Source organism: Comamonas sp. 23, from assembly GCF_049601575.1.
Lineage (GTDB): Bacteria > Pseudomonadota > Gammaproteobacteria > Burkholderiales > Burkholderiaceae_C > Comamonas > Comamonas squillarum.
Window position 1 is genome coordinate 2,724,133 of the sequence record NZ_CP187127.1, and the last position, 25,686, is coordinate 2,749,818.

Annotated in this window: 18 protein-coding genes; 9 read left to right on the forward strand and 9 right to left on the reverse strand. The window is 62.2% G+C overall.

Annotation, left to right across the window (positions count from 1 at the left end; genetic code table 11):
• Positions 1-18: 18 nt before the first annotated feature.
• Positions 19-1,080, reverse strand: a complete 1,062-nt coding sequence (locus ACPEE1_RS12250; protein WP_423932885.1) for a cytochrome D1 domain-containing protein — start codon at positions 1,078-1,080, stop codon at positions 19-21.
• Positions 1,081-1,464: 384 nt separating this feature from the next.
• The gene (locus ACPEE1_RS12255) at positions 1,465-3,939 is read right to left on the reverse strand and encodes an EAL domain-containing protein (protein WP_423932888.1); all 2,475 of its coding nucleotides are present in this window, start codon (positions 3,937-3,939) and stop codon (positions 1,465-1,467) included.
• Between the two features lie 439 nt (positions 3,940-4,378).
• On the opposite strand from ACPEE1_RS12255, the gene ACPEE1_RS12260 reads away from it, so the two are divergent.
• The 3 genes from ACPEE1_RS12260 to bioB all read left to right on the forward strand — a co-directional run bounded on the left by ACPEE1_RS12260 (position 4,379) and on the right by bioB (position 6,794).
• Positions 4,379-4,846: a VOC family protein gene (locus ACPEE1_RS12260; RefSeq protein WP_116925774.1), complete on the forward strand. Its 468-nt coding sequence runs from the start codon at positions 4,379-4,381 to the stop codon at positions 4,844-4,846.
• A gap of 14 nt (positions 4,847-4,860) precedes the next feature.
• On the forward strand, positions 4,861-5,280 hold the full coding sequence (locus tag ACPEE1_RS12265; RefSeq protein ID WP_116925701.1) for a glyoxalase superfamily protein: 420 nt from the start codon (positions 4,861-4,863) through the stop codon (positions 5,278-5,280).
• A 479-nt stretch (positions 5,281-5,759) separates the two neighbouring features.
• A complete protein-coding gene (gene bioB, locus ACPEE1_RS12270; RefSeq protein ID WP_182341416.1) occupies positions 5,760-6,794 on the forward strand; it encodes a biotin synthase BioB in 1,035 nt (344 codons plus the stop codon).
• Positions 6,795-6,881: 87 nt separating this feature from the next.
• Here the strand turns inward: bioB and ACPEE1_RS12275 are convergent, their stop codons facing one another.
• Entirely contained in the window at positions 6,882-7,937 is a 1,056-nt protein-coding gene (locus ACPEE1_RS12275; protein ID WP_182341413.1) for a quinone-dependent dihydroorotate dehydrogenase, read from the reverse strand.
• A gap of 54 nt (positions 7,938-7,991) precedes the next feature.
• Between ACPEE1_RS12275 and rpiA the strand changes: the two genes are divergently transcribed.
• The gene (gene rpiA / locus ACPEE1_RS12280; RefSeq protein ID WP_260719579.1) at positions 7,992-8,663 is read left to right on the forward strand and encodes a ribose-5-phosphate isomerase RpiA; all 672 of its coding nucleotides are present in this window, start codon (positions 7,992-7,994) and stop codon (positions 8,661-8,663) included.
• A gap of 88 nt (positions 8,664-8,751) precedes the next feature.
• Here rpiA and ACPEE1_RS12285 read toward each other — a convergent pair whose 3' ends face one another.
• The 5 genes from ACPEE1_RS12285 to ACPEE1_RS12305 form a co-directional block, all read right to left on the reverse strand.
• Entirely contained in the window at positions 8,752-9,411 is a 660-nt protein-coding gene (locus ACPEE1_RS12285; protein WP_423932892.1) for a DUF4124 domain-containing protein, read from the reverse strand.
• A gap of 104 nt (positions 9,412-9,515) precedes the next feature.
• Positions 9,516-11,573: a M3 family metallopeptidase gene (locus tag ACPEE1_RS12290; protein ID WP_116925697.1), complete on the reverse strand. Its 2,058-nt coding sequence runs from the start codon at positions 11,571-11,573 to the stop codon at positions 9,516-9,518.
• A gap of 200 nt (positions 11,574-11,773) precedes the next feature.
• Positions 11,774-12,622, reverse strand: coding sequence for a bifunctional methylenetetrahydrofolate dehydrogenase/methenyltetrahydrofolate cyclohydrolase FolD (gene folD, locus ACPEE1_RS12295; protein WP_116925696.1), 849 nt, complete (start codon positions 12,620-12,622; stop codon positions 11,774-11,776).
• Between the two features lie 162 nt (positions 12,623-12,784).
• A complete protein-coding gene (locus tag ACPEE1_RS12300; RefSeq protein ID WP_021028067.1) occupies positions 12,785-13,417 on the reverse strand; it encodes a response regulator transcription factor in 633 nt (210 codons plus the stop codon).
• 36 nt (positions 13,418-13,453) lie between these two features.
• A complete protein-coding gene (locus ACPEE1_RS12305) occupies positions 13,454-15,973 on the reverse strand; it encodes a PAS domain S-box protein (RefSeq protein ID WP_116925694.1) in 2,520 nt (839 codons plus the stop codon).
• A 216-nt stretch (positions 15,974-16,189) separates the two neighbouring features.
• Between ACPEE1_RS12305 and aceE the strand changes: the two genes are divergently transcribed.
• The 3 genes from aceE to lpdA are packed head-to-tail and all read left to right on the forward strand — an operon-like array spanning position 16,190 to position 22,495.
• On the forward strand, positions 16,190-18,895 hold the full coding sequence (gene aceE / locus ACPEE1_RS12310) for a pyruvate dehydrogenase (acetyl-transferring), homodimeric type (protein ID WP_116925693.1): 2,706 nt from the start codon (positions 16,190-16,192) through the stop codon (positions 18,893-18,895).
• 21 nt (positions 18,896-18,916) lie between these two features.
• On the forward strand, positions 18,917-20,614 hold the full coding sequence (gene aceF, locus ACPEE1_RS12315; RefSeq protein WP_423932899.1) for a dihydrolipoyllysine-residue acetyltransferase: 1,698 nt from the start codon (positions 18,917-18,919) through the stop codon (positions 20,612-20,614).
• 15 nt (positions 20,615-20,629) lie between these two features.
• Positions 20,630-22,495 carry a dihydrolipoyl dehydrogenase gene (gene lpdA, locus ACPEE1_RS12320; RefSeq protein ID WP_182341398.1) on the forward strand — a complete coding sequence of 622 codons (1,866 nt, stop codon included), beginning with the start codon at positions 20,630-20,632 and terminating at the stop codon, positions 22,493-22,495.
• Between the two features lie 100 nt (positions 22,496-22,595).
• Here the strand turns inward: lpdA and ACPEE1_RS12325 are convergent, their stop codons facing one another.
• Positions 22,596-23,237 (reverse strand): VOC family protein, encoded by a 642-nt coding sequence (locus ACPEE1_RS12325; RefSeq protein ID WP_423932902.1) that lies wholly within the window; start codon positions 23,235-23,237, stop codon positions 22,596-22,598.
• A gap of 295 nt (positions 23,238-23,532) precedes the next feature.
• Here ACPEE1_RS12325 and ACPEE1_RS12330 point away from each other — a divergent pair, with 295 nt between their 5' ends.
• Together ACPEE1_RS12330 and ACPEE1_RS12335 are read left to right on the forward strand one after the other, a co-directional pair.
• Positions 23,533-24,453: a tripartite tricarboxylate transporter substrate binding protein gene (locus tag ACPEE1_RS12330; protein WP_423936436.1), complete on the forward strand. Its 921-nt coding sequence runs from the start codon at positions 23,533-23,535 to the stop codon at positions 24,451-24,453.
• 148 nt (positions 24,454-24,601) lie between these two features.
• Positions 24,602-25,582 carry a tripartite tricarboxylate transporter substrate binding protein gene (locus tag ACPEE1_RS12335; protein ID WP_313900082.1) on the forward strand — a complete coding sequence of 327 codons (981 nt, stop codon included), beginning with the start codon at positions 24,602-24,604 and terminating at the stop codon, positions 25,580-25,582.
• Positions 25,583-25,686: the final 104 nt, after the last annotated feature.

The window sequence follows — 25,686 nt, forward strand, 5'->3', positions numbered from 1 at the left end:
GGTTTTTGCAGCGGGTGCTTAGCCCATCAGCTTCTGCCCATGGCGGTGCAGTGCCGTCATGCCCACGACCAGCAGCAACAAGCCGGCCCAGACGCCGCTGATTGGAATGGGTTTGCCTGCCACGACGCTGCCCGCTTCCAGGCCATTGGTACCCTGTGGGGTGGCGGTCTCGCGCCCATTGCTGGCCAACGCAACCCCCCAAGGGGCACTGCCCACCGTCACGGCGCCATGCACTTCCTGGGTAGCGGTATCAATAATAGACAGGCTATTGCGCTGCGGATTGCTCACATAGGCATGCGTTCCTGCAGGATGGAAGACGACATGCTGCGGTGTCTGGTCCACCTCGATCACACCGACCACCGCGTGGCTGGCGGTGTCGATGACTGAGACCGTGCCGTCGCCGCTGTTGGTGACATATGCCTGGTTGCCTGCGGGGTGAAAGGCGACGCGACTGGGGTGCTTGCCGACAGCGACCGTGGCGGCGACGGCGTGGGTCCGCGTATTGATCACGGTGACAGTGCCATGGGCCTGGCGAGACTCGCGGTTGACCACATATGCCAGGGTGCCAGCCGGGTGAACCTGGATATCGCTGGCATCCGTGCCAACGCCGATGCGTTCGAGCACCGTGCCACTGCTGGGGTCGATCACCGCGACTTGCCCGACATCGGGGTCGCGGTGTTGTTCGAGCGCATACAGGCGTGAACCATCGGGGTGGATGGCCATGCCACGGGTGTTGTGGGGGCTGACGGGAAAGGTGCGCACGAGTTGGTGGGTGGCCGTGTCAATGACAGCAATCGCACCGCCGCCAGGGGTGTTGGTATCGATATAGGCCAGCGCTCCGGAAGGGCTGAAAACAACACCGTTGCTGACCTGGTTCAAAGGGATGCCAGCGAGCAGCTGGTGCTTGCCCAGATCGAGGACCGCAATGGTGGCGGACCAGACGCTGGAGAGATAGGCAAGGCATCCGTCCGGGCTGATGGCAATCTCTTGGGGCATGGCCATACCGGCAGGAATGGTGGTGACGGTGCGCTTGTTGACCACATCGACCACGGACACGTTGCTGTCATCCCGGTTGACCACATACGTCAGCGGTGTAGCCTGGGCCGCGCACCAAGCGCAGCACAGCGCAAGGGCACTGGCCCAGCGCAGACATCCTTTTACATTGACTAACACGATTGAAATTATGAAATTAATTAATTATATTAATGTAAATCATAAGTTCGAGAAAAATGCTTGCTGATTCAGGGGATTAAGATTGTTGGCAATTAGACACTGCTGGCCCAACGCAGCGGGGGAGACGGCAAGTCTCTTGCCCACAAACGCGCAGGTCCAAGCCCGTGCCAGAGCGATAGCTGCAATGGTCTGATTTCCTGACTGCCTCAAACACGGTGACAAGCAAGCCGCCCGAGGCCAGGCGACGCGGTGCCAGCAGTTGAAGCTAGGAGGCAGCCAGGACTGCAGGGGCTAATGCACGCAGTTGGAAGATGGTGCCGCGATCGTGTTGGAGAAAGGCTGAGGGCGGCCCACCGCATAGCCCTGCGCATAGTCGATACCCATGCCGCGCAAGGACTCCACAATCTCAGGCGTAGATGCGAACTCGGCAATGGTCTTCATGTCCAGCGCGTGGCCCAGGTGATTGATGGCATCCACCATGGCGCGGTGGGCAGGCTCATTGAGCATATCGGCGACGATGGCGCCATCGATCTTGAGAAAGTCCACGGGCAGGTTTTTGAGCGAGCCAAAGGACGAGACGCCCGCGCCAAAGTCGTCCATTGAGAAGCGACACCCCAGTGCCTTCAAGGCCTTGACCAGGCGGATGGCGTTGGGCAGATGCGTGATGGCAGCGGTCTCGGTGATCTCGAAACACAGCGTGCGCGGGTCCACGCCATGGCGTGCGATCTGATCTTGCAAAAAATCCAGCAGACGCTCGTCACCCAGAGAGGTGCCTGACAGGTTGATGGCGCAGCAGGAGATGGCAGGGCTTTGCGCGGTTTTTTGCAGGTGGGCCAGAGTCTGCAAGGTTTGCTTGACCACCCAGCGGTCGACCATCGGCATCAGCCCGTAGCGCTCAGCTGCAGGAATGAACAGCACGGGGCTGATGATGTTGCCATCGGGCAGGCGCATGCGTATTTGCACCTCAATGTGCAGGCCGCCCCCGGCGATCTCGTCGGCGGCTGTGCTGAGTGCTTCAATGGCTTGGGCATACAGGCAGAAATGCCCACCTTCCAGTGCTGCCTTGATGCGCTCGACCCATTCCATCTCTCCCACATAACGGGCGATCTCCTGGTCCACACCCGGGTCGTAGGCATACACATTGTTGCGGCCCCGCTGCTTGGCGCCGTAGCTGGCCATGTCGGCGACGCGCAGCACTTCTTCCACCGAGGTGAGGGGCGCGGCGAGCTTGACCAGGCCGATGCTGATGCCTGCACTCAGACTGCGCTCACCCCATTGAATGCGCACATTCTGTGCGGCATCGCGGATCTGCTCGGCAATGCGCTTGGCGTCATCAAAGGAGCAGTGCTTGAGCAAAATGGCAAATTCGTCGCCGCCGACACGGGCCAGCGTGTCCCCGGCCCGCAGGCAGCGCTGCAGCATGGCGCTCATCGCGCGCAGCATGGCGTCCCCTGCAATGTGGCCTGCCGTGTCGTTGATGACCTTGAACTGGTCCAGGTCCAGGTACATGATGGCATGGTCGCCGGGCGCTGTGTCCTCGTGCTTGGTCTGCTCCAGGAGCACACCGAGCAGGCGCTCAAACTCATAGCGGTTGACCAGGCCGGTCAATTGGTCATGGGTGGCCTGCCAGGCCAGCTCGCGGATATAGCGTTGCTCTTGGCTCACATCGTGCAACACAAACACCGCTTCGGTCGTGCCGATGTCGTCCCCGATCGGGGTAAAAGCGAGTTTGACCTCGCGCACATGGTGCTGCGCATCGCAAAGGCGGAAAATCGTCTCACGCGGGTGCTCGCGCCCTTGCAGGGCATCGGCGATGGCCGTTTGTACCCATGCAGAGGCACCGTCTTTGTCGCTGCCGGCAGAGGAGGGCGACGCATGCATGTGCTGCACCAGTTCACTGGTCACCAACTGCTCCAGACTCACGCCCAGCAGCTCCTCGGCCGCGCGGTTCATGTACATCACATGTCCGGCAGCATCGGTGGTGATGACCGCCTCGCCAATGGCAGCCAGCGTGGTGGAGGCGCGCTCGCTGACCAGATCCAGTGCATCCTCGGCGCGGGCCGTCTTGCGCTGCAGTCGCCAGGTATGGCCCATCAGCAGGCTCAGCATGGCCAGCGCGATGCCAATGTTGATCGACCACAGCCATTTGTTCATCGCCCGTGATGTATCGCCCAGCACCTTGTTGAATGCGCGCTCGGCCCCGGACAGCTGTATCTGCAGCGCATTGATCTGGGCCAGCCAGCTTTGCTTTTGTACCGGGGTCGGGGGAGCCAGCCGCATGCTGGCATAGATATCGCCCGCCAGCGTCTGGAGTTCCTGCAAGGGCTCATCGGCGTCTTGCCAGCGGGCCAGCAACTGACCAATCGACTCGGTGTTTTTGAAATAGACGGTCAACCAGATCAGCGCATTGATCTCTTCGGGCTCGTTGTGGCCTTGCAGCAGCAGCAGGGCTGCCTGGGGCCTGGCAGCATAGCCCTGGTCTTCCAGCATCAGGCGCGCCCGCATGTCACTCATGGGGATATGCAGGCCTTGGTGAAACTGATCATAGGCGGCAGGGTCGCCGCTCACCGCATAGCGTGCCAACGCATAGGTCGCGTCTTTCTGGCCCTTGCTCCATTGGCTCTCGCCGGAGCTGAAAGCCCGCATGGCCCCCAGAATGTGCAAACTGGAGATGGCCAAGACCGTCTGTACGATCGCCAAAGCCACAAAGGGCCAGATGCTCAACAGCAAGCTGCGCTTGCGCTTGGGCAGGGCATAGCGTTGCACAGGCGTTGCGTCGCTATGCGTCGCTGTGGGTATCGGCGGGCTTAGACGGGGCATGGTTGTCCCGGTAGGGATCTGAGGTATGCCAACCCCACTTCAGGCTGAAGAGGCGATCTGGGTAGGGGGCAGGACAGGTCAGCAAACATGGTGGACGCAATGCGGGACGGCGAGACCAATGGGTCTCTAAAAAATTATTCAAGCATAGTAATATGCTATTTGGTGATTGAGTTCTTTAAATTGTAGTTATTTGGGGTAAATACGGGGAATTTTTCTCCGATGGTGTTGGCGGCAATATGTAAGCAATGTTGACCATTTCGCAAAGATGCGCAAGAGCGATCATGGCATTGTTTGCGTCGCACGCACTACCGCAATTGCTGCCAAGCCTTGGCACAATGGCAGCTGCGGCACAAGCGCCACACATCTACACAAGGAGCCATACAGCATGTCAGCACAGCGTCCGTTCAAGGTTTTGGGAATCCAGCAAGTAGCGATAGGCGGCACCGATAAAGAGCGCATGAAAAAACTCTGGGTGAACATGCTGGGCCTGTCGCAAACGGGCAGCTTCCGCAGCGAGCGTGAGAATGTCGACGAGGATATCCTGGCGATAGGCAAAGGGGCCTTTGCAGTCGAGGTCGACATCATGCAGCCGCTGGACATCGACAAGAAGCCTGCCGTACACGCCACGCCGCTCAACCACATCGGTCTGTGGATTGACGACCTGCCCAAGGCCGTGGCATGGCTGACTGCCCAGGGCGTGCGTTTCGCGCCTGGCGGCATCCGCCCTGGCGCTGCGGGCCATGACATCTGTTTTCTGCACCCCAAGAGCAATGACGAATTCCCCATCGCTGGCGAGGGCGTGTTGATCGAGCTGGTGCAGGCGCCCGCCGATGTCATTGCGGCGCTGGGTTGAGGAGGCTGGCTGCCATGACCGACACCCCGCGTTTTCAACCCTGCGTGATTCCCGTGCTGCGCAGCTTCGATGCCCAAAGGGCGGCGCAGTTCTACCAGGAGTTTCTGGGCTTTGTGCAGGACTGGACACACCGCTTTGGCGACGACTTTCCGCTCTACCAGCAGCTGAGCCTGCACAGCGCTGCGGGCCTGGCCTGCCTGCTGCATCTGAGTGAACACCATGGCGATGCCTGCCCCGGCAGTACGGTACGCATTGCCTGGCCGCAACTCGAGGCCTTCCAGCAAAGCCTGCTAGCCAAAAATTACCGCCATGCCAAACCGGGGCTGGAGCGCATGCCCTGGGGCATGCTCGAGATGCGCATTGCAGATCCGTTTGGCAATCACCTGGTGTTCTTTGAGGAGCTGCCAGCGGCGCCAGAAGGCACCGCTGCCTGAGAGACCTAGCTGACCCCCACAACTGCCGCACTGCGTTGCGGCTTTTTTTATGCGCGATTTTTGCAAAGACCCTCAAAGGCGCTGGGATGCAAACACGGCTCCCGCGTCAATAAGCTCCCAAATTCTGCCAGTGGTATTTGGCGAATGGGGCCAAGGGAGGACGGCTAGGGCCCAGAGGAGCATCTGCCAGCCTTCCTGGCACCTTATCTGCAGCTATCTGCATGCCTTGTTGCGGCGGCGTAGCCTTCTGGTCAACGTACAATACGAGCAGTTGACTGCATATTGGCAGACATTGCGGTAATCTGTGTGCTTCATGCTGGCAATGCACCTGCAACAGCGCCTTAAGTTAACGGCGCAGCAAATCTGCCACGCAGGGCCGGAACAGGCGGTTATGCATGGGGCCGATGCGGCCTGGCATTGGACACAATAAGTGCCATACCCAGGCATACCGCACCGGGTAGTGATTGAGGAGCTTTCCCATGTCCGGACCCTACACACCCTACACATCCGATACCACGTCGGCTTTGCATTGGCACCCCCAGGCGGCTGCGATCCCACAAGCGACAGCAGCAGATCCCTGGCCCGTAGCGCAGGTACAGGCCCTGTTTGAGATGCCGTTTATGGCGCTGATGCTTCATGCACAAACGGTGCACCACGCGCACTGGCCGGCCGGCGATATCGAACTGGCCACCTTGCTCTCGGTCAAGACGGGCGGTTGTCCCGAAAACTGCGGCTACTGCCCACAATCTGCGGCATACGACACTGGCGTCCAGGCGGGCAAGCTGATGGACCTTGCCGAGGTCACCCGCGCGGCGCAAGCAGCCAAGGAGGCAGGTGCCAGCCGCTTTTGCATGGGCGCGGCCTGGCGTGCGCCCAAGGACCGGGATATTGCCCAGGTCAGCGCGATGATTGCGGCGGTGAAGGCGCTGGGCCTGGAGAGCTGCGCCACCTTGGGCATGTTGGCACCCCACCAGGCGCAGGCGCTGAGCGATGCCGGACTGGACTACTACAACCACAACCTGGACACAGGACCGGACTACTACCGCGATGTCGTCAGTACCCGCCAATACGAGGAGCGGCTCGATACGCTGAGCCATGTCCGTGCCGCAGGCATACGCGTGTGCTGCGGCGGTATTGTCGGCATGGGCGAGACGCCGGTGGACCGTGCCGCGCTGCTGGCCCAACTGGCCAATATGCAGCCTTACCCCGAGTCCGTGCCCATCAACAGCCTGGTGCGCGTGCCCGGCACGCCACTGGCTGACAGCGAGCCGTTGGACCCGCTGGATTTTGTACGCGTGATTGCCGTGGCGCGCATTGTGATGCCCCAGGCCCGCATCCGCCTGTCCGCCGGCCGCCAGCAACTGGGCGAGGCGGTGCAGACGCTGTGCTTTATGGCGGGCGCCAATTCGATTTTCTATGGTGACAAGCTGCTGGTCACTGGCAACCCGGAGGCGGACAGCGACGCCAAGCTGCTGGCCAAGCTGGGCTTGGCGAGCTTGAAAACTGCGGCCTGAGCGAGGCGCTTGGACGCATCGGCGCAGCAGGTGAGCGCAAAAAAGGCCAGCGCATGCGCTGGCCTGTTGCGGGTTCCGATGGCTGAATCAGCGGCGACCGCCTTGCGCTTTCAGCGCCTGCGCAATCTCGGTGACCAGGCCTGGGCCGCGGTAGATCAGGCCCGTGTAGATCTGTACCACATCGGCGCCGGCCTTGATCTTCTCGACCGCGTCGGCTCCGCTCAAGATGCCGCCCACGCCAATGATCGGGAACTGCGGGCCCAGCGCTGCGCGCAACTGGCGCACCACGGCATTGCTGGCCTCGAACACCGGGCGGCCCGAGAGGCCACCGGTTTCTTCTGCATGCTGCAGGCCTTGCACTGCATCGCGGCTGATGGTGGTGTTGGTGGCAATCACGCCATCCATACCATGGGCCTTGAGGCTGTTGGCAATCACGATGACCTGCTCTTCGCTCAGATCGGGGGCAATCTTCAAGAACACCGGCTTGTGCTTGCCATGCTCGCGTGCCAGCTGCTCGCGGCGCTGCACGAGCGCGCTCAGCAGTGCATCGAGCGCCTCATCGCTTTGCAGTGCGCGCAGGTTCTTGGTGTTGGGCGAGCTGATGTTGACCGTGATGTAGTCGGCATGGGGGTAGACTCCATCGAGGCACTGCAGGTAGTCGCTGGTGGCGTTTTCGATCGGCGTGGCCGCATTCTTGCCAATGTTGAGGCCCAGCAGCAGCGGTGATGCCTGCTTGCGGAACTGGGCCTTCTTCACATTCGCGACAAAAGCGGCCAGGCCTTCATTGTTGAAGCCCAGGCGGTTGATCAGCGCGTCGCGCTCGGGGATGCGGAACATGCGCGGCTTGGGGTTGCCCGGCTGCGCCAGCGGCGTGACCGTGCCCACCTCGACAAAGCCAAAGCCCATGGCGCCCAGGCCATCGATGGCGCGGGCGTTCTTGTCCAGGCCCGCTGCCATGCCCACCCGGTTGGGAAACTGCATCCCCGCCAACGTGATAGGGTCGCTCACCCGGCTTTGGCGCCAGGCGCAGGCCAGCGGCGTGTTCTGGCCCTTGGCCAGCATGTCCATCGTGAAGTCGTGGGCAGCTTCGGGCTGCATGCCAAACAGAACGGCGCGGGAGAGGGAATAGGGGATCAGGGACATGGGATGGGATAATCAAGGCGTTATCTGTATTTTCGCTGATCTGATCGCACTACCATGACACAAGACGAATTAAAGGCCGAGGTTGGCCGCGCAGCACTGCAATATGTGGTTGCCGGAGAAATCGTAGGCGTGGGCACGGGCTCCACCGTGAACAAGTTCATTGATGCGCTGGCATCCATCAAGGACCAGATCCCGGGCGCTGTCTCCAGCTCCGTGGCCAGCACCGAGCGTCTGCGCGCGCTGGGCATCCCGGTGCTGGATGCCAACGAGGTCGAGCGCCTCGCGGTCTATATCGATGGCGCCGATGAAATCGACCACCAGGGTTTCATGGTCAAGGGCGGCGGCGCGGCCTTGACGCGCGAGAAGATTGTGGCGGCGCTTGCCGACCGCTTTATCTGCATTGCGGACGCCTCCAAGCAGGTGCAGACCTTGGGCGCTTTCCCGCTGCCGGTGGAAGTCATCCCCATGGCTGCGGCCCAGATCGCCCGCCGCTTTGCTGCCAAGGGTGGCCATGCGACCGTCCGCCTCAAGGATGGCCAGCCGCTGGTCACCGACAACGGCCAGCACATCCTCGATGTCACCGGTTTGGCGATTGCCGACCCTGCCGCTTTTGAATCCGAAGTGAACCAGTGGCCAGGCGTGATCACCGTCGGCGTGTTTGCGCACCAAAAAGCGGCTGTCTGCCTGCTGGGCACCGAGCAAGGCGTGGAAACGCTGGAGTTCTAAAACCGCCAAGCCCTCCACGCCTTAAAGCAATGGCCCGATCCAGCTAATGCCGGGTCGGGCCATTTTTTTGTAAACGGATGGCGTTTGCTTAGAACACAATCCCGGTGGGATTGCTGGGCGTAACGCGATCGGGCTCGACGCTCTGGTTACCCTGCGCTGGCTCGGCACTGCCGTCTGCCGGCTGTGCGGCAGCAGAAGCGGCCGGGGCAATCACCTTGGGAATCAAAGGCTGTGCAGGTGCGGGGCGGTAGCTGGAGGGCAACTTGGACTGGGCTGGGTAGCCGGCTGCGTCCAGGTATGCGCTCCAGTCGTTTTCATTAAAGCCACTCAAATGCTGGCTTCCCAGCGTGGCAAAGGGGATGGTGCCATCGGGGTTGAGCTTGCGCAGCGCCTGGATTTCGGCGTTGGAGGTTACCGTCTTTTCTGCAAAAGGCACACCCCGGGTCAGCAGATAGCGGCGAGCCACATCACAGGCACCGCAGTCCTTGCTGGTGTAGAAGGTCAGCGGGTACTTGGTGGCTGCTTGCTTGACTTCCAGCGGCAGGTCACTGGTGCGGGTGCCCGCAGGCTCGGTGACGGCGCCGGTGGTGACCGATTGACTCGGGGTGTCGGACGTGGGTGCACGGTCCGAGAAAGTGACCCGGCCATCGGGGCCCACAATGCGGTACACCGTTTGCGCGCCTGCCAAGCCTGCAGCGCAAGCGATGGCGGTGCCAACGAGCATGCTGCCCAAAGCCTTTTTCTTCATGCCTATCCCTCTCTATAGCTGTTGTAGCGCCATTATGCCTGCGCAGCACTGCAGCTGGCTGTGGGCTGCCGGGCACTGAAGGGGTGACCGGCAGCCGGAGCCGGTCAGGCCGCCAGCGGCTCGGCCATGCCCTGGTGGCGCAGCAGTGCGTCGAGCTGCGGCTCACGGCCCCGGAAGGCCTTGAACGATTCCATGGCCGGGCGGCTGCCACCGGCTTCCAAAATCGCATGCAGGTAGCGCTGGCCCACCTCGCGGTCCACCACATCGCTGCTGCCGCGCTTTTGCGCTGCTTCTTCAAAGCTGGCAAAGGCGTCGGCCGACAGCACCTCAGCCCACTTGTAGCTGTAGTAACCAGCGGCATAACCACCGGCAAAGATGTGGGTGAAGGTGTTGGGCATGCGGTTGAAGTCTGGCTGATCGAGCACCGCCACCTGGCGGCGCACATCGCGCATCACGCCATAGATGGCGTCCGCATTGATGCCTTCACCCGACAGCTCGGTGTGGATGCGCATGTCAAACAGCGAGAACTCGATCTGGCGCAAGGTCTGCATGCCCGATTGGAAGTTCTTGGCCGCAATCATCTTGTCGTAGAGCGCGCGGGGCAGCGGCTCGCCGGTGTCGACATGGGCCGTCATATGGCGCAGCACTTCCCACTCCCAGCAGAAGTTTTCCATGAACTGGCTGGGCAGCTCGACCGCATCCCATTCCACACCACCGATGCCGGAGACATCGCGCTCGTTGACCTGCGTGAGCATATGGTGCAGGCCGTGGCCGGTTTCGTGGAAGAGGGTGATCACGTCGTCATGGGTCAGCAGCGGCGGCTTGCCATCGACGCCAGCGGCAAAGTTGCAGACCAGGTGTGCGATCGGGGTTTGCAGCTCGCCGTTGTCCGGGCGCAGCCAGCGGGTGCGCACATCGTCCATCCAGGCGCCGCCGCGCTTGCCATTGCGCGCTGGGGGGTCCAGGTAGAACTGGCCGACCAGCACGCCATCGCGCTCGATGCGGTAGAAGGCCACGTCCTGGTTCCACACGGGAGCCAGGTCGCCCTTGATCTGCACGCCGAACAAGGTCTCGACAATGCGAAAGAGCCCGGCCAGCACCTTGGGCGCCGGAAAGTACTGCTTGAGCTCCTGCTCGCTGAACGCGTAGCGCGCTTCTTTAAGGTGCTCGCCAATGTAGCCCCAGTCCCAGGCCTGTGGGTTGTCCAGGCCCAGCTCGGTGCGGGCATAGTCGCGCAGGTCTTGCACATCCTTTTGGCCATAGGGCTTGGCCTTGCTGGCTAGCTCCTGCAAAAATTCCAGCACCTGGGCGGAGGACTGGGCCATCTTGGGCGCGACCGACAACTCGCCAAAGCTGGGGTAGCCCAGCAGATGCGCTTCTTGCTCGCGCATCTTCAAAATCTCGACCATCAACGGCGTGTTGTCGAGCTTGGTATCGCCAAACTCGCTGGCCCGCGTGGTGTAGGCGCGGTAGAGCTTCTCGCGCAAGGCGCTGCTCTTGGCAAACTGCATCACCGGCAGGTAGCTGGGGATCTTCAGGGTCAGCTTGTAGCCGGGCTTGCCTTCGGCTTCGGCTGCAGCGCGGGCAGCCTGGATCACGTCTTGCGGCACGCCAGCCAGCTCGTCCAGCTCCGCATAGTAGGCAAACTGGTCGGTCGCATCCATCGCGTTCTCGCTGTACTTCTGGCAGGCGATGGCGCTTTTTTCTTGCAGCTGCGCATAGGTCTCGCGCGCCTGGCCCTGCAGCTCGGCACCACCGAGCACAAAGTTGCGCATCGCGTTGTCCCAGGCCTGCTTTTGCTCGCTGTTCAGCGTAGCCGGGTCAATGGCCTTGTATTTGGCATACAGCGCCTCGTCCGCGCCCAGTTGCGTCCAAAAGGCGGTGACCTTGGGCATCTCGGCGTTGTAGGCTGCGCGTAGCGCAGGCGTATCGGCCACGGAGTTGAGGTGACCGACCATGCCCCAGGCGCGGCCCAGCTTTTCGGTGCTGACATCGAGCACCTTGGCGATCTCGTTCCATTGCGCCGGGAACTCGGGCGCTGTGACCGTCTTGAGGGCCGCTTCACTCTCGGCCAGAAGCTGGTCGATGGCGGGGGCGATGTGTTCAGGTTGGACCTGGTCAAAGCGGGGCAGGCCGCTGAAATCGAGCAATGGATTGGTCATGGTGCTGTATATGGGGCCTGGCGCCCTGCAATCAATGCCATGTTGGCACTTGGAACGTAATCGCGATCCGGAGATCATTGCCTGTCATTTAAGCACAAAAAAAAGCTGCTGGCACCGGCAAGGCGGATGCCAACAGCTATCGTTTTCATAGTTTTACCGCCGCGATAAATCGCGGCGGAATCGAGGCGGTTTTGGGCAGATCAGGCGCGCTCGGCCGACTCCAGCGTGTTGACCATCAGCATCGTGATGGTCATCGGGCCTACGCCGCCGGGCACGGGGGTGATGTAGCCGGCCACTTCCTTGACGCCGTCAAAATCCACATCGCCGCAGAGCTTGCCTTCGGCATTGCGGTTCATGCCCACATCGATCACCACGGCGCCGGGCTTGACCATGTCGGCGGTCAGCACATTGACCTTACCCACGGCCGCCACAATGATGTCGGCCTGGCGGGTCATCGCAGCCAGGTCGGCTGTGCCGCTGTGGGTGATGGTGACGGTGGCGTTGGCCGCCAGCAGCATCATCGCCATGGGCTTGCCCACGATGTTGGAGCGGCCGATCACCACCGCATGCTTGCCGCGCAGGTCCTTCATGCCGATCGATTCGAGCATCTTCATGCAGCCGTAGGGCGTGCAGGCCTTGAAGCCCACTTCTCCCACCATCAGCGCGCCGGCGCTGGCCACATGGAAGCCGTCCACGTCCTTCTTGGGCGAGATGGCTTCGATGACCTTGTGGTCGTCGATGTGCTTGGGCAGCGGCAGCTGCACCAGGATGCCGTGGATGCTCGGGTCGTTGTTGAGCGCCTCGACCCGGGCCAGCAACTCCGCCTCGGTCATGCTCGCGTCGTACTTCTCCAGCACCGAATGGAAGCCGCACTCCTCGCAGGACTTGACCTTGTTGCGCACATAGACCTGGCTGGCCTGGTTGTCACCGACCAGGATGACGGCCAGACCCGGAACGATGCCCTTGGCCTTGAGCTGGTCGGCACGCGCCTTGACATCGGAGCGCAGTTGCTGGGAGAGGGCCTTGCCATCGATCAATTGAGCAGTCATGTGGTCATCCAAAAAGGGTTGCGCGTGGTCCAGCAGCCGGGCGAGCCCCCAGCATGGCGCGCGGAATTGAAAAATGCGCCGTACCGAAGCCGGTACCGGCGCATTGCGCTTTGAGAAGCGTTGTTGGAACGTTGTCCCTAGGGCGCGAAGGCCGCTAATTTATCACGTTGCCTTGGCCGCTGCATTGGAGCCCAGCGCAATCTTGAGCAGATCAGCGACGGTATTGGCGCCGAGCTTTTCCATGATGTTGGCGCGGTGCGCTTCGACGGTCTTGATGCTGATGCCCAGGTCATCGGCGATCTGCTTGTTCAGGCGACCGGCCACAATGCGTTCGAGCACCTGCGACTCGCGGCCCGTCAGCTTGGCCAGCAGCGCATCGCGGCTGGCCGCTTGCTGGTGGCCAGCGAAGGCATCGCGTGCCTGGTCCAGCATGCGCTCGACCAAGGCATCGAGCTGGGCTTCGTCAAAAGGCTTCTGGATGAAATCCATGGCGCCTTTTTTCATCGTGTCCACCGCCATGGGCACGTCGCCGTGGCCGGTGATGAAGACGATGGGCAGCGGCGACTTGTTCTCGATCAGGCGGTCCTGCAGTTCCAGGCCGCTCATGCCACCCATGCGGATATCGACAATCAGACAGGCGACCTCGCGGGCATCGTAGCGTGCCAAGAAGGACTCGGCTGAGTCAAAGCAGCGCACCCGGTAATCCTTGCCCTCCAGCAACCATTGAAGCGAGTCACGCACCGCCTCATCGTCATCGACTACGTAGACCGTGCCCTTTTTGGGGATCAAGCTCATGCACAATTCCTTCTATCAGTATTGGTATAGCGCTGGCTATTCAGCCGACTCCGCGGGGCTGGCCACCGGAATCCAAAAGCTGAAATTACAACCTGTCACCTCCGGCCCATTGTAGAGGTTCTCTGCCTGCATCCGGCCATGGTGAGATTCGACAATGCTGCGGCAGAGATTGAGCCCGATTCCCATGCCTTCACTCTTGGTAGAGAAGAAGGCCTGGAACAGGCGCTCCAAAGCCTCGGGTGACAGACCGCGCCCCGTATCTTGAACGGAAAACTCTATCACATCCGTGGCGTCGATCTTGCGAGGCACGACGCGCAGTTCCACCATGCGCTGGTGGGCCGGGCGCTCGGCATTGGCAATGGATTCGGCGCCGTTCTTCATCAGGTTGATGAGCACCTGCTCGATCAGGATGCTGTCGACCTTGACCTTGGGCAGACGTGCGGCAACGTGGTGCGAAAGCCGCACATTGTGGCGCTTGAGCTCGATCGAGCCCAGCTCCACCGCTTCGCTGACGATGTCGCTGACATCGGCCAGTGCCCGGTTGGGCTCGCTGCGTTTGACAAAGGAGCGGATGCGGTGGATCACCTGGCCGGCGCGCTGGGCCTGGTGGGCGGTTTTCTCCAAGGCCCCTAGCAGCGCTTCTTCGCTCAGGCTCCCGTTCTTGACGCGGGTGATCATGCCCGAGCAGTAGTTGCTGATCGCCGACAGTGGCTGGTTCAGCTCATGGGCCACGCTCGACGCCATCTCGCCCATGGTCACCAGGCGGCTCACGGTGGCGGCCTTCTCGGCCTGGCGCGCGGACTGCTCCTCGGCCTGGCGTCGTGGCGTGATGTCAGTGGCGATCACCATCTGCGCCAGGCGCCCGTCCACCCAGTTGAGGTAGCGCGAGCGCACTTCCAGCCATTTGCCCAGCTCGGCGATATAGATCTCGGCATTGCCGCTGACAGCAGTGGTGATCTCGTCACTGGGCAGGCCCATGAGCCCATCTTCATCGTCCATGCTGGTGTTGGCATTGCTGTTGCTGGGCAACACGCCGGCCTGGGCCACCAATTGCAAATGGCCCACGGTTTGCGAGCCAAACCACTGCCGGTAGAGCTTGTTGGCGAACAGCAACTCGGCACTGCCCAGCGGCGCGACCGACACCGAGGCGTCCAGTGCCTCGAGCACGATGGTGAAGCGCTCATACGACGCCGAGAGCTGCTCGCGGATGCGGTTGGGCTCGGTGATATCGGTCATCGAGGTCATCCAGCCGGTCTGGCGGCCGTGGCCGTCAATCAGCGGCGAGACATAGAGCCGGGCCTCGAACATCGTGCCGTTCTTGCGCTTGACCCGCATCTGGAAACCACCGGGAAACACCTTGCCGCTCATCTCGTCGATCAGCATGTCGTGGTAGGTGCTCTGGTCGCCCTCGGGCCAGTACGGGTAGGGCGGCAGCTTGCCCACCAGCTCTTCCTCGCTCCAGCCGGTCATCTGGCAAAAGGCGGCATTCACATAAGAGATGCGGCCTTGCAGATCCAATGCGCGCATGCCCGTGAGCACGCTGTTTTCCATCGCTCGGCGGAAATTGGTCTCACCCTGCAGGGCTTCTTGCGCGCGTATGCGCTTGCGGGTGTGGCGCCAGGTCGCCACCAGCAGCCAGGCGGTCATAAAGCTCAGCACACAGACCAGCCAGAACAGGCCGTTGCTGACCAGGCCGAGCGAGGTGTGGTAGCCCTGGGCGCGCAGCTTCAAACTGTTACCCACGGGAGCGACTGGCATCTCGAATTCATTGGGCGCCGCGCGCCAGGGCAGCAGCCGCTGGGCGGCGACACGTGGGGTGAGCGGAGTGCCGGCCAGCGTGGTTCCCTTGCCGTCCTGCAGGGTCACCGCGTAGCGGGCCAGGATCTCGGTGGGCGTGCCGTAACGCAGCAGGTTGTCGATCGAGAACTCGGCCAGCAGCACGCCGCCAAAGCGGCCCTTCTGGCTGATGGGGACCTCCAGCAGCAGCATGGGCGCTGTCTCGCTGGTGGCCAGTGGCTGCGAGAACACAGGCTGCTGCAGATCGCGCGCCATCTCAAAGAGCTCGAGCAGCTCCTTTTTCTGGATCACCTCGTCCACGGTGAGCAGGTTCTCTGCGGCCACGCTGGGGCCAAACTGGGTGGCGCGCACCTGGCGGCCGGTATCAATCCAGGTCAGGGCCTGCAGCTCGGCGTACTGGCTGATCAGCGTGTCAGCCCGGTCGTTGAAGCCATTCTTGTCCACGTCCTGGTTGCCCACGTCGCGGGCCAGGCGCATCAGTTGCTCCTGGCGCTCGGACAGGCGCAGCCGAATGCGCTGCTGGGCATATTCCACATCGCGGCGCATGGCCTCACGCTCACGCTCGAGCTCTTCGCTGCGCAGGTACCAAAAAGCGGCCACGATGGCGATGAAAAACATCACCACGGCCACCAAGGGCGCAATGGCCGCATAGCGATCTTGTCTCGAAGGTGACAATCCTCGCCACCAGGTCTGCCACATCTGCACCAAACGAGGACGGCTGTTTGGGGATGGGGTGGCGGGGCGCTCGGTCGAATTCATGGAGGGTGAGTGTAGTCCAGGGCAGGGCGGCCATGCCCTGATGCCGGGCAAATCGTTGATCTGGTCCCCGATGCATCCTGCTGCAGCGCCCATGGATTGTGCGTTTGCAGCAATTTCCCATAATATGAAAATGAAGACCGCTATTTGAAATCTTCAAAAAATGTGAGAAACTCTGGCACAGTCATTCATAGCAGATCACTTGAAGGAGACGCGAGCATGTCCGAACCATCCGAACAAAAAGCCGTCAACGGCCCCACCCGCACCGACGACCAAGAAACCCGAGAATGGATGGACGCGCTGTCCGCTGTGATCGACCGTGAGGGCGCAGATTACGCCCACTCGCTGATCGAGCAATTGCTCGAGCACGCGCGCCAGAACAGCGTCGATCTGCCTTTCTCCGCCAAGACCGGCTACGTCAACACCATCGAGACCGAGCAGGAAGCGCGCAGCCCCGGCAACCTCGAGATCGAACAACGCCTGCGCGCCTACATGCGCTGGAACGCCATGGCCATGGTGGTCAAGGCCAACCGCCTGCACCCACCAGAAGGCGGTGACCTGGGCGGCCACATCGGCTCCTTTGCCTCGCTGGCCAGCATGTTTGGCGCCGGCTTCAACCATTTCTGGCATGCCGAGAGCGACAACCACGGCGGCGACTGCCTCTACATCCAAGGCCACGTATCGCCCGGCATCTATGCCCGCGCCTATCTCGAAGGCCGCATCAGCGAAGAGCAGCTGCTCAACTTCCGCCAGGAAGTGGACGGCAAAGGTCTGTCGAGCTACCCGCACCCCAAGCTGATGCCCGATTTCTGGCAGTTCCCCACCGTCTCGATGGGCCTTGGCCCCATCATGGCGATCTACCAGGCGCGCTTTTTGAAGTACCTGCACGCCCGCGGCATTGCCAACACCGAAAACCGCAAGGTCTGGGTGTTCTGTGGCGACGGTGAAATGGACGAGGTCGAATCCTTGGGCGCGATCGGCCTGGCCGCGCGTGAAAACCTCGACAACCTGATCTTCGTGATCAACTGCAACCTCCAGCGCCTCGATGGCCCGGTGCGTGGCAACGGCAAGATCATCCAGGAGCTCGAAGGCGAGTTCCGCGGTTCCGGCTGGAACGTGATCAAGCTGATTTGGGGCAAGGGCTGGGATGCCTTGCTGGCCAAGGACCATGACGGCGCGCTGCGCAAGATCATGATGGAGTGCAACGACGGCGACTACCAAGCGTTCAAGGCCAATGACGGCGCCTATGTGCGCAAGAACTTCTTTGGCCGCGATCCACGCACCCTGAAGATGGTCGAGCACCTGAGCGACGACGAGATCTGGAACCTGCAGCGCGGCGGCCACGACTCGCAAAAGGTCTACGCTGCCTTCCACGCAGCGCAAAACCACCAGGGCCAGCCCACCGTCTTGCTGGTCAAGACCGTCAAGGGCTTTGGCATGGGCAAGGTCGGTGAGGGCAAGAACAATGTCCACCAGACCAAGAAGCTGGCCGATGAGGACATCAAGGCCTTCCGCGACCGTTTCAACATCCCGATCCCGGACAGCCAGATTGCCGAGCTGCCTTTCTACAAGCCAGCCGACGACACCCCGGAGATGAAGTACCTGCACGAGCGCCGCAAGGCCTTGGGCGGTTACCTGCCCAAGCGCCGCGAAAAGGCCGACGAGCAGTTCACCGTGCCTCCGCTGGACACCTTCAAGGCCGTGCTCGAAGCCACGCCCGAAGGCCGTGAGATCTCGACCACGCAAGCCTATGTGCGTTTCTTGACCCAGCTGCTGCGCGACAAGGAAATCGGCCCCCGCGTGGTGCCCATCCTGGTGGACGAGGCCCGTACCTTCGGTATGGAAGGCCTGTTCCGCCAGATCGGTATCTACAACCCGCATGGCCAGCAGTACACCCCGGTCGACAAAGACCAGGTGATGTACTACAAGGAAGACACCAAGGGCCAGATCCTGCAGGAAGGCATCAACGAAGCGGGCGGCATGTCCAGCTGGATTGCTGCGGCAACCAGCTACAGCCACAGCAACCGCATCATGATTCCGTTCTACATCTACTACTCGATGTTCGGATTCCAGCGCATTGGCGATCTGGCCTGGGCCGCTGGCGACCTGCAGGCACGCGGCTTCTTGCTGGGCGGCACCTCGGGCCGTACCACCTTGAATGGCGAAGGTCTGCAGCACGAAGACGGCCACAGCCACATCCTGGCCGGCACCATCCCCAACTGCATCAGCTACGACCCGACCTTCTCGCACGAAGTGGCCGTGATCATGCACGAAGGCCTGCGCCGCATGGTGCAGAACCAGGAAAACATCTTCTACTACCTGACGCTGCTCAACGAAAACTATGCGATGCCAGGCCTCACGCCCGGCACCGAGGAGAAGATCCTCAAGGGCATGTACCTGTGCAAGGCCGGTGGCGCCGGCGACCTGCGCGTGCAACTGCTGGGCTCGGGCACCATCCTGCGCGAATCCTTCTTTGCGCAAGAGCTGCTGGCTGCCGACTGGGGCGTGACTGCCGACGTCTGGAGCTGCCCATCGTTCAACGAACTGACCCGCGACGGCCAGGATGCAGACCGCTGGAACCTGCTGCACCCGCTGGAAACCGCCAAGGTGCCGTTTGTGACCGCCGAGCTGGGCAACAGCACCGGCCCGGTGATCGCCTCGACCGATTACATGAAGTCCTACGCCGAGCAGATTCGCCCCTTCATCCCCGCGGGCCGCACCTACAAGGTGCTGGGCACGGACGGCTTTGGCCGCTCGGACTTCCGCCGCAAGCTGCGCGAGCACTTCGAGATCGACCGCCACTACATCGTGGTAGCCGCCTTGAAGGCGCTGGCCGAAGACGGCAAGCTGCCCGCGCAAAAGGTCGCCGATGCGATTGCCAAGTACGGCATCAACGCCGACAAGATCAACCCGCTGTACGCCTAAATTGCACCAGGAGACACCACAATGGCATTGATTGACATTCAAGTCCCCGATATTGGCGACTTCGCAGAAGTGGGCGTGATCGAGTTGCTCGTCAAGCCCGGTGACACCGTCGCCAAGGACCAGTCGCTGATCACTGTCGAGTCCGACAAGGCCTCGATGGAGATCCCGTCCAGCCACGCTGGCGTGGTCAAGGAAATCGTCGTCAAGATTGGCGACAAGGTGGCCGAAGGCTCGGTCATCATCAAGCTCGAAGCGGCCGATGCGGCCGATGCGGCCGATGCGGCCGATGCCGCTGCTGCCGCACCCGCTGCGCCGGCACCAGCCCCCGCCGCTGCGGCAACCGCTCCTGCAGCTGCACCTACGCCAGCACCCCAGGCTGCTGCTGCGCCTGCGGCCTCGGGCCCGGTCGAAGTGAAGGTCCCCGATATCGGTGACTTCAAGGATGTGGCCGTGATCGAGCTGCTGGTCAAGGTGGGCGATACCGTCACCGAAGAGCAGTCGCTGTTCACCGTCGAGTCCGACAAGGCCTCGATGGAGATCCCATCGCCCGCCGCTGGTGTGGTCAAGGAGCTCAAGGTCAAGATTGGCGACACCATCAATGTTGGTGATCTGGTCGCCATTCTGGAAGGCAGCGCCGCTGCTGCTCCAGCGTCCGCACCGGCTACGCAAGCACCGGCGGCAGCTGCGCCGGCTCCCGCTGCCAGCGCACCTGTCCCTGCTGCAGCACCTGTCGCCGCACCGGCTGCAGCTGTTCCCGCCCACAACCCCACCGTGCCGCCCTCGGGCGCGATGCCCTATGCATCGCCATCGGTGCGCAAGTTTGCGCGTGAGCTGGGTGTGCCGCTGGACGAAGTCAAGGGCTCGGGCAACAAGGGCCGTATCACCGCCGATGACGTGCAAGCCTTCACCAAGCAGGTGATGGCTGGTGCCGTGCAGACGAAGGCACAGGCTGCCAAGGCGCCTGCCGGTGGCGGCTCTGGCGCAGGTCTGGATCTGCTGCCATGGCCCAAGGTCGATTTCAGCAAGTTCGGCGCTGTCGAGCGCAAGGACCTGTCGCGCATCAAGAAGATCTCGGGCGCCAACCTGCACCGCAATTGGGTGATGATCCCCCACGTCACCAACAATGACGAAGCCGACATCACCGAGCTCGAAGCCTTCCGCGTCTCCACGAACAAGGAAAACGAGAAGAGCGGCGTCAAGGTCACCATGCTGGCCTTTGTGATCAAGGCCCTGGTCTCTGCACTCAAGAAGTTCCCTGAGTTCAACACCAGCCTCGATGGCGACACCCTGGTCTACAAGCAGTATTTCAACATCGGCTTTGCCGCTGACACGCCCAATGGCCTGGTGGTGCCGGTGCTCAAGGATGCCGACAAGAAGGGCATCATCCAGATCAGCGCAGAAATGGGTGAGCTGGCCAAGAAGGCACGCGATGGCAAGCTGGGCGCGGCCGACATGCAAGGCGGCTGCATCTCCATCTCGTCGCTGGGCGGCATTGGTGGCACGCACTTCACGCCTATCGTGAATGCCCCTGAAGTTGCCATCCTGGGCCTGTCCAAGTCGGCGATCAAGCCGGTGTGGGACGGCAAGCAGTTTGTGCCACGCCTGATGCTGCCACTGAGCCTGTCGTACGACCACCGCGTCATCGATGGCGCCTCGGCCGCACGCTTCAATGCCTACCTGGGCCAGGTGCTGGCGGACTACCGCCGCATCATCCTGTAATCGGAGACGCACACTATGGCAATCGTAGATATCAAAGTCCCCGACATTGGTGATTTCGCTGAAGTGGGCGTGATCGAGCTGCTGGTGCAGCCTGGCGACACCGTCGCCAAGGACCAGTCGCTGATCACCGTCGAGTCGGACAAGGCCTCGATGGAGATCCCGTCGAGCCATGCCGGCGTGGTCAAGGAGCTCAAGATCAAGATCGGTGACAAGGTCGCTGAAGGCTCAGTGATCCTATCGCTGGAAGCCGCAGAAGGCGCAGCTGCTGCCCCCGCACCTGCTGCTGCACCTGCAGCCTCGTCGCCCGCTCCGGCCCCTGCAGCAGCGGCGCCTGCTCCCGCAGCGCAGTCCGCACCAGCTGCAGCGCCGTCCCCGGTGGCCAGCAACTACAGCGGCCAGGTCGATGAAGACTGTGACGTGGTCGTGCTCGGTGGCGGCCCAGGCGGCTACTCGGCCGCCTTCCGCGCCGCTGACCTGGGCCTCAAAGTGGTGCTGGTCGAGCGCTACAAGACGCTGGGCGGTGTCTGCCTGAACGTGGGTTGCATCCCCTCAAAGGCTTTGCTGCATGTGGCTGCCGTGATGGACGAGGTCAAGCACCTGGACGTGGCCGGTATCAAGTTCGCCGCGCCCGAGGTCAATATCGACCAGCTGCGCGCCCACAAGGATAAGGTCATCGGCAAGCTGACCGGCGGTCTGGGCCAAATGGCCAAGATGCGCAAGGTCACGATCGTGCGCGGCTATGGCAATTTCGTCAGCGCCAACCACATCGAAGTGCAGGAAACCTCGGGCGATGGCCAGGAGCAGACCGGCGCCAAGAAGGTGGTGCAGTTCAAGAAGGCCATCATTGCTGCAGGCTCGCAAGCCGTGCATCTGCCCTTCATGCCCAAGGACGAGCGCGTGGTCGATTCCACGGGTGCGCTGGACCTGAAGGCCGTGCCCAAGCGCATGCTGATCCTGGGCGGCGGCATCATCGGCCTGGAAATGGGCACCGTCTACAGCACGCTGGGCGCACGCCTGGATGTGGTCGAGATGATGGATGGCCTGATGCAAGGCGCTGACCGCGACCTGGTCAAGGTCTGGCAGAAGATGAACGCGCCGCGCTTTGACAACATCATGGTCAACACCAAGACCGTGGCCGCCGAAGCAACGCCCGAAGGCATCAAGGTCTCGTTCGAGCCAGCCAAGGAGGGCATCACCGTGCCCGAACCCCAGGTGTACGACCTGGTGCTGCAAGCCGTGGGCCGCACGCCCAATGGCAAGAAGATCGGCGCAGAGGCTGCAGGCGTGTCCGTGACGGACCGTGGCTTTATCAATGTCGACATCCAGATGCGCACCAATGTGCCCAACATCTTCGCGATCGGCGACATCGTGGGCCAGCCAATGCTGGCACACAAGGCTGTGCACGAAGCGCATGTGGCCGCCGAAGTCATCGCCGGTGAGCTGCAAGGCAACAAGGAGCTGGCCGCTGCCGCTTTCAATGCCCGCGTGATTCCATCGGTGGCCTATACCGATCCCGAAGTGGCATGGGTGGGTCTGACCGAAGACCAGGCCAAGGCCCAAGGCATCAAGGTCAAGAAGGGCCTGTTCCCCTGGGCTGCCTCGGGCCGCGCCATTGCCAATGGCCGCGACGAAGGCTTTACCAAGCTGCTGTTCGACGACTCGCCCGAAGCCCATGGTCACGGCAAGATCCTGGGCGGCGGCATGGTCGGCACGCACGCCGGCGACATGATCGGCGAGATAGCACTGGCCATCGAGATGGGTGCAGACACTGTGGACATCGGCAAGACCATCCACCCGCACCCGACCTTGGGCGAGAGCATTGGGATGGCGGCCGAAGTGGCCCATGGCACCTGCACCGATGTGCCGCCAGCGCGCAAGTAAGACCAGCCGGTCTTGATCTAATCCGCAAAAGACAGCCTACGGGCTGTCTTTTTTTGCCTGTGCGCCCAGTGTTCAATGCCGTGCAGACCACGGCATGGGTTTACTCATAGTCAAACTCCGCCCGGTACTCATCCGGGTTGATGCCTTCGGCGCGCAGCGGCTCCACCAGGCGAAAGCGCGTGACCTTGGCCGATGCGGTGATATAGCCTTTGATGACCCACTCGCGGGTGACGGGGCTGTGCGCCTCCTGGGCCAGCTGTTCGATGATGCGCGTGGTCTTGCGCCGGGCCAGCATGCGAAAGAACGCCGGTACATGGGCGAGCAGGCGCTGGAGCAGGTGCTCGGCATCGGCGGTCCATTCGCCTTGCTTGGGCAGCTCGGGCACAAAGCCCCATTCGTCTTCTGTCAAGGCGCGCCACAGCACGATGGCATGGCCATCGGCATCGCTCACGCAGGCCATTTCTTCGAGTTCAGGGGTGCGCATCGGCGCATAGCGTGAGGTGCTGCCTGCCGCCAGCAGGCTTTGGTAGGCCTGGGCCACATCGGCCACCTGCAGGCGCAGGCTCGTCTGCGACTCCACCTTGGGCACCTGCAGCAGCCGCAGCAGAGCGCTGCCGGTGTCGATATCGACATAGCCCTCGCCGCTGCGCGCAGCGGCAAAGCCGATCACATCGCGCCAGAGATGCGTGGCCTTTTCCAGATCGCTGCAGGGAAGGACAAGGTGGCTGATTCCAAAAAACATGGCATACGCTGTGAACAATAAGAGCGCCGATGATAGCGGGCTGCGTGCCGTATCGATCAGAACTGATCGATGCGTACATGCGAGGCGCCACCCACTCGCAGTTGTCTTGGTGACAGGCGAGGCGGCCAAGGCGAGTCAGGATGGGCGAAGATTCCCGGCTAGAAAAAGCCTGCGCAGCGCATCGGCACTTTCTGCCACAGCGCCTGCTGCTCTTGAGGAGACCCACCCCATGACCCCCCATGCGTTTGCCACTACCGCCGCATTGGCCATTGCCGCCAGCTTGGCCGCCGCTGCCATGCCAGCAGCCGCTGCCTACCCGGACAAGCCCATCAAACTGATCGTTCCGTTCCCACCGGGTCAGGCCACCGATATCTTTGCCCGCGCGCTCGCCGAGAAACTGGGCCAAAAGCTGGGCCAGCCGCTGGTGGTAGAGAACAAGGCCGGCGCGGGCAGCAATATTGGCTCCGAGCAGGTCGTCCGCAGCGCCGCCGACGGCTATACCTTGTTGGTCGCGGGCAGTGCAATGGCAGTCAACCAGACGCTCTACAAAAAGGTGAACTTCGACCCCCGAGTGGACCTGGTCGGCATCAGCTTGATCGCCAAGGTGCCGCTTGTCTTTCTGGCCAACCCGGCCAGCGGCATCAAGAGCATGAACGACCTGGTGGCCAGGGCGCGGGCCGAGCCGGGCAAGCTGAGCTATGCCAGCGCCGGTATTGGCGGCACCCAGCACTTGAGCGCGGAGATGGTCAAGGCCCGTGCTTCGCTGCAGATCGAACATATTCCCTACAAGGGCAGCGGCCCGGCCCAGGCGTATTTTCTGGGCAACCAGGTGCCGTTGATGGTCGACTCAGTCACAGCCGCGCTGGCCAATATCCAGGCTGGCAAGGCCGTGCCGCTGGGGGTGACGTCAGCCACACGCTCCAGCCAGTTGCCCCAGGTGCCAACGATTGCTGAATCCGGCCTGCCGGAGTTCAAGGGCTTTGAGGCGGTCGGTTGGCTGGGCCTGATGGCCCCCAAGGACACGCCCAAAGCCATCGTCGACAAGCTGAACCAAGAGACGGTGGCCATCCTCAACAGCCCCGAGATGCAGAAGTTCATTCGCGACCGGGGCTCCGAGCCCGCGCCGACCAGTGGCCCGGAGATGGACCGCTTTGTCGCCAGCGAAATTGCCGAATGGGGCAAAGCGGTCAAGCAGTCGGGCGCGACCGTAGAGTAGGGCGTCGCCATCGGCCTCGCCGGCCAGTGCAGGCCGGTTCGCAGTCAGAATCCTTACGGGCTGCCGACCATGTCACCCATGCGTCCCCGTGCCTGGGAGCGCTTTTCTACACTCTTTGTCGCCTATAGACTGAAATGGAGACAAAGAGATGGTGTTGACGCGCAGAAGCATGCTGCAAGCGGGGGCTGCCACGGCAGCTGGTGCATGGATGGGGGCGGGCGCATCGCTGGCCCATGCCAGCAAGACCTTTCCCACCCGGGCGATCAAGCTGGTGGTGGCTTTTCCGGCCGGCGGCCCCACGGATCTGACGATGCGCCAGCTCGCTGAGAACGCCGCCAAGGTGCTGGGCCAGCCGATTGTCGTGGAAAACCGCCCGGGTGCGGCAGGATCTCTGCCCGCTACCCAGTTGCAGAACACCGCAGCGGACGGCTACACCATCGCCCAGCTGCCGATGAGCGTGATGCGCCTGCCCTTTACCACCGGCCTCAAATGGAACCCGGTGGAGGACCTGAGCTACATCATCAATGTCACCGGCTATGCGTTCTGCATGGTGGCCAGCACCCAGTCCGGGCTCAAGAGCTGGCAGGACGTGGTGGCCTGGGCCAAGGCCAATCCTGGCAAGCTCACGCTGGGCAATACCGGCACCTACACCTCGCCCCATGTCACCTCGGCCATCATTGCGCAGCAGCTGGGCCTGGATGTCGTGCATGTACCGTACAAGGGCTCGTCGGAGCTGATGCGCGCCACGATGGCGGGTGAGGTGATGGTCGCGGCCGACACCAGCGCCGTGATCCCCTATGTGGACCAGGGCCGCATGGTCGCCTTGAACGTCTGGACCGAAAAGCGCCTGCCGACCTTGCCCAACACCCCCACCTTGATCGAGCTGGGCCTGCCGACCACGCAGTACTCGCCCTTTGGCCTGGTGGGCCCCAAGGGCATGCCCGCCGATGTGCAAGCGGCCTTGCACAAGGCCTTCAAGGAAGCGATGGAGATGGAAAGCTACCAGGCCATGCTGCAGCGCTTTGAGATGCTGCCCATCTACATGAACAGCGCCGACTACAAAAAGTTTGCCGCCGAGTCCACCGTCAAGGAAAAGGCCGTTCTGGCCAAGCTGGGGCCGCAGGCTTGATGGGGCTGTGATGGCTGTCTGGGGGCAGTTTTCCTGAAGGCTGTATTTATATACAGTATTTGCAGAAAACTACTCCGGTCTGAATAGCGCCGCCATGCGTCCCG

Bases quoted from the DNA above. Each gene is read 5' to 3' on its own strand.
- ACPEE1_RS12290 (WP_116925697.1), bottom strand. From the start codon at position 11,573: ATGACCAATCCATTGCTCGATTTCAGCGGCCTGCCCCGCTTTGACCAG.
- lpdA (WP_182341398.1), top strand. From the start codon at position 20,630: ATGGCAATCGTAGATATCAAAGTCCCCGACATTGGTGATTTCGCTGAA.
- bioB (WP_182341416.1), top strand. From the start codon at position 5,760: ATGTCCGGACCCTACACACCCTACACATCCGATACCACGTCGGCTTTG.
- aceF (WP_423932899.1), top strand. From the start codon at position 18,917: ATGGCATTGATTGACATTCAAGTCCCCGATATTGGCGACTTCGCAGAA.
- ACPEE1_RS12330 (WP_423936436.1), top strand. From the start codon at position 23,533: ATGCCAGCAGCCGCTGCCTACCCGGACAAGCCCATCAAACTGATCGTT.
- ACPEE1_RS12335 (WP_313900082.1), top strand. From the start codon at position 24,602: ATGGTGTTGACGCGCAGAAGCATGCTGCAAGCGGGGGCTGCCACGGCA.
- ACPEE1_RS12260 (WP_116925774.1), top strand. From the start codon at position 4,379: ATGTCAGCACAGCGTCCGTTCAAGGTTTTGGGAATCCAGCAAGTAGCG.
- ACPEE1_RS12275 (WP_182341413.1), bottom strand. From the start codon at position 7,937: ATGTCCCTGATCCCCTATTCCCTCTCCCGCGCCGTTCTGTTTGGCATG.
- aceE (WP_116925693.1), top strand. From the start codon at position 16,190: ATGTCCGAACCATCCGAACAAAAAGCCGTCAACGGCCCCACCCGCACC.
- rpiA (WP_260719579.1), top strand. From the start codon at position 7,992: ATGACACAAGACGAATTAAAGGCCGAGGTTGGCCGCGCAGCACTGCAA.
- ACPEE1_RS12325 (WP_423932902.1), bottom strand. From the start codon at position 23,237: ATGTTTTTTGGAATCAGCCACCTTGTCCTTCCCTGCAGCGATCTGGAA.
- ACPEE1_RS12305 (WP_116925694.1), bottom strand. From the start codon at position 15,973: ATGAATTCGACCGAGCGCCCCGCCACCCCATCCCCAAACAGCCGTCCT.
- ACPEE1_RS12285 (WP_423932892.1), bottom strand. From the start codon at position 9,411: ATGAAGAAAAAGGCTTTGGGCAGCATGCTCGTTGGCACCGCCATCGCT.
- ACPEE1_RS12300 (WP_021028067.1), bottom strand. From the start codon at position 13,417: ATGAGCTTGATCCCCAAAAAGGGCACGGTCTACGTAGTCGATGACGAT.
- ACPEE1_RS12265 (WP_116925701.1), top strand. From the start codon at position 4,861: ATGACCGACACCCCGCGTTTTCAACCCTGCGTGATTCCCGTGCTGCGC.
- folD (WP_116925696.1), bottom strand. From the start codon at position 12,622: ATGACTGCTCAATTGATCGATGGCAAGGCCCTCTCCCAGCAACTGCGC.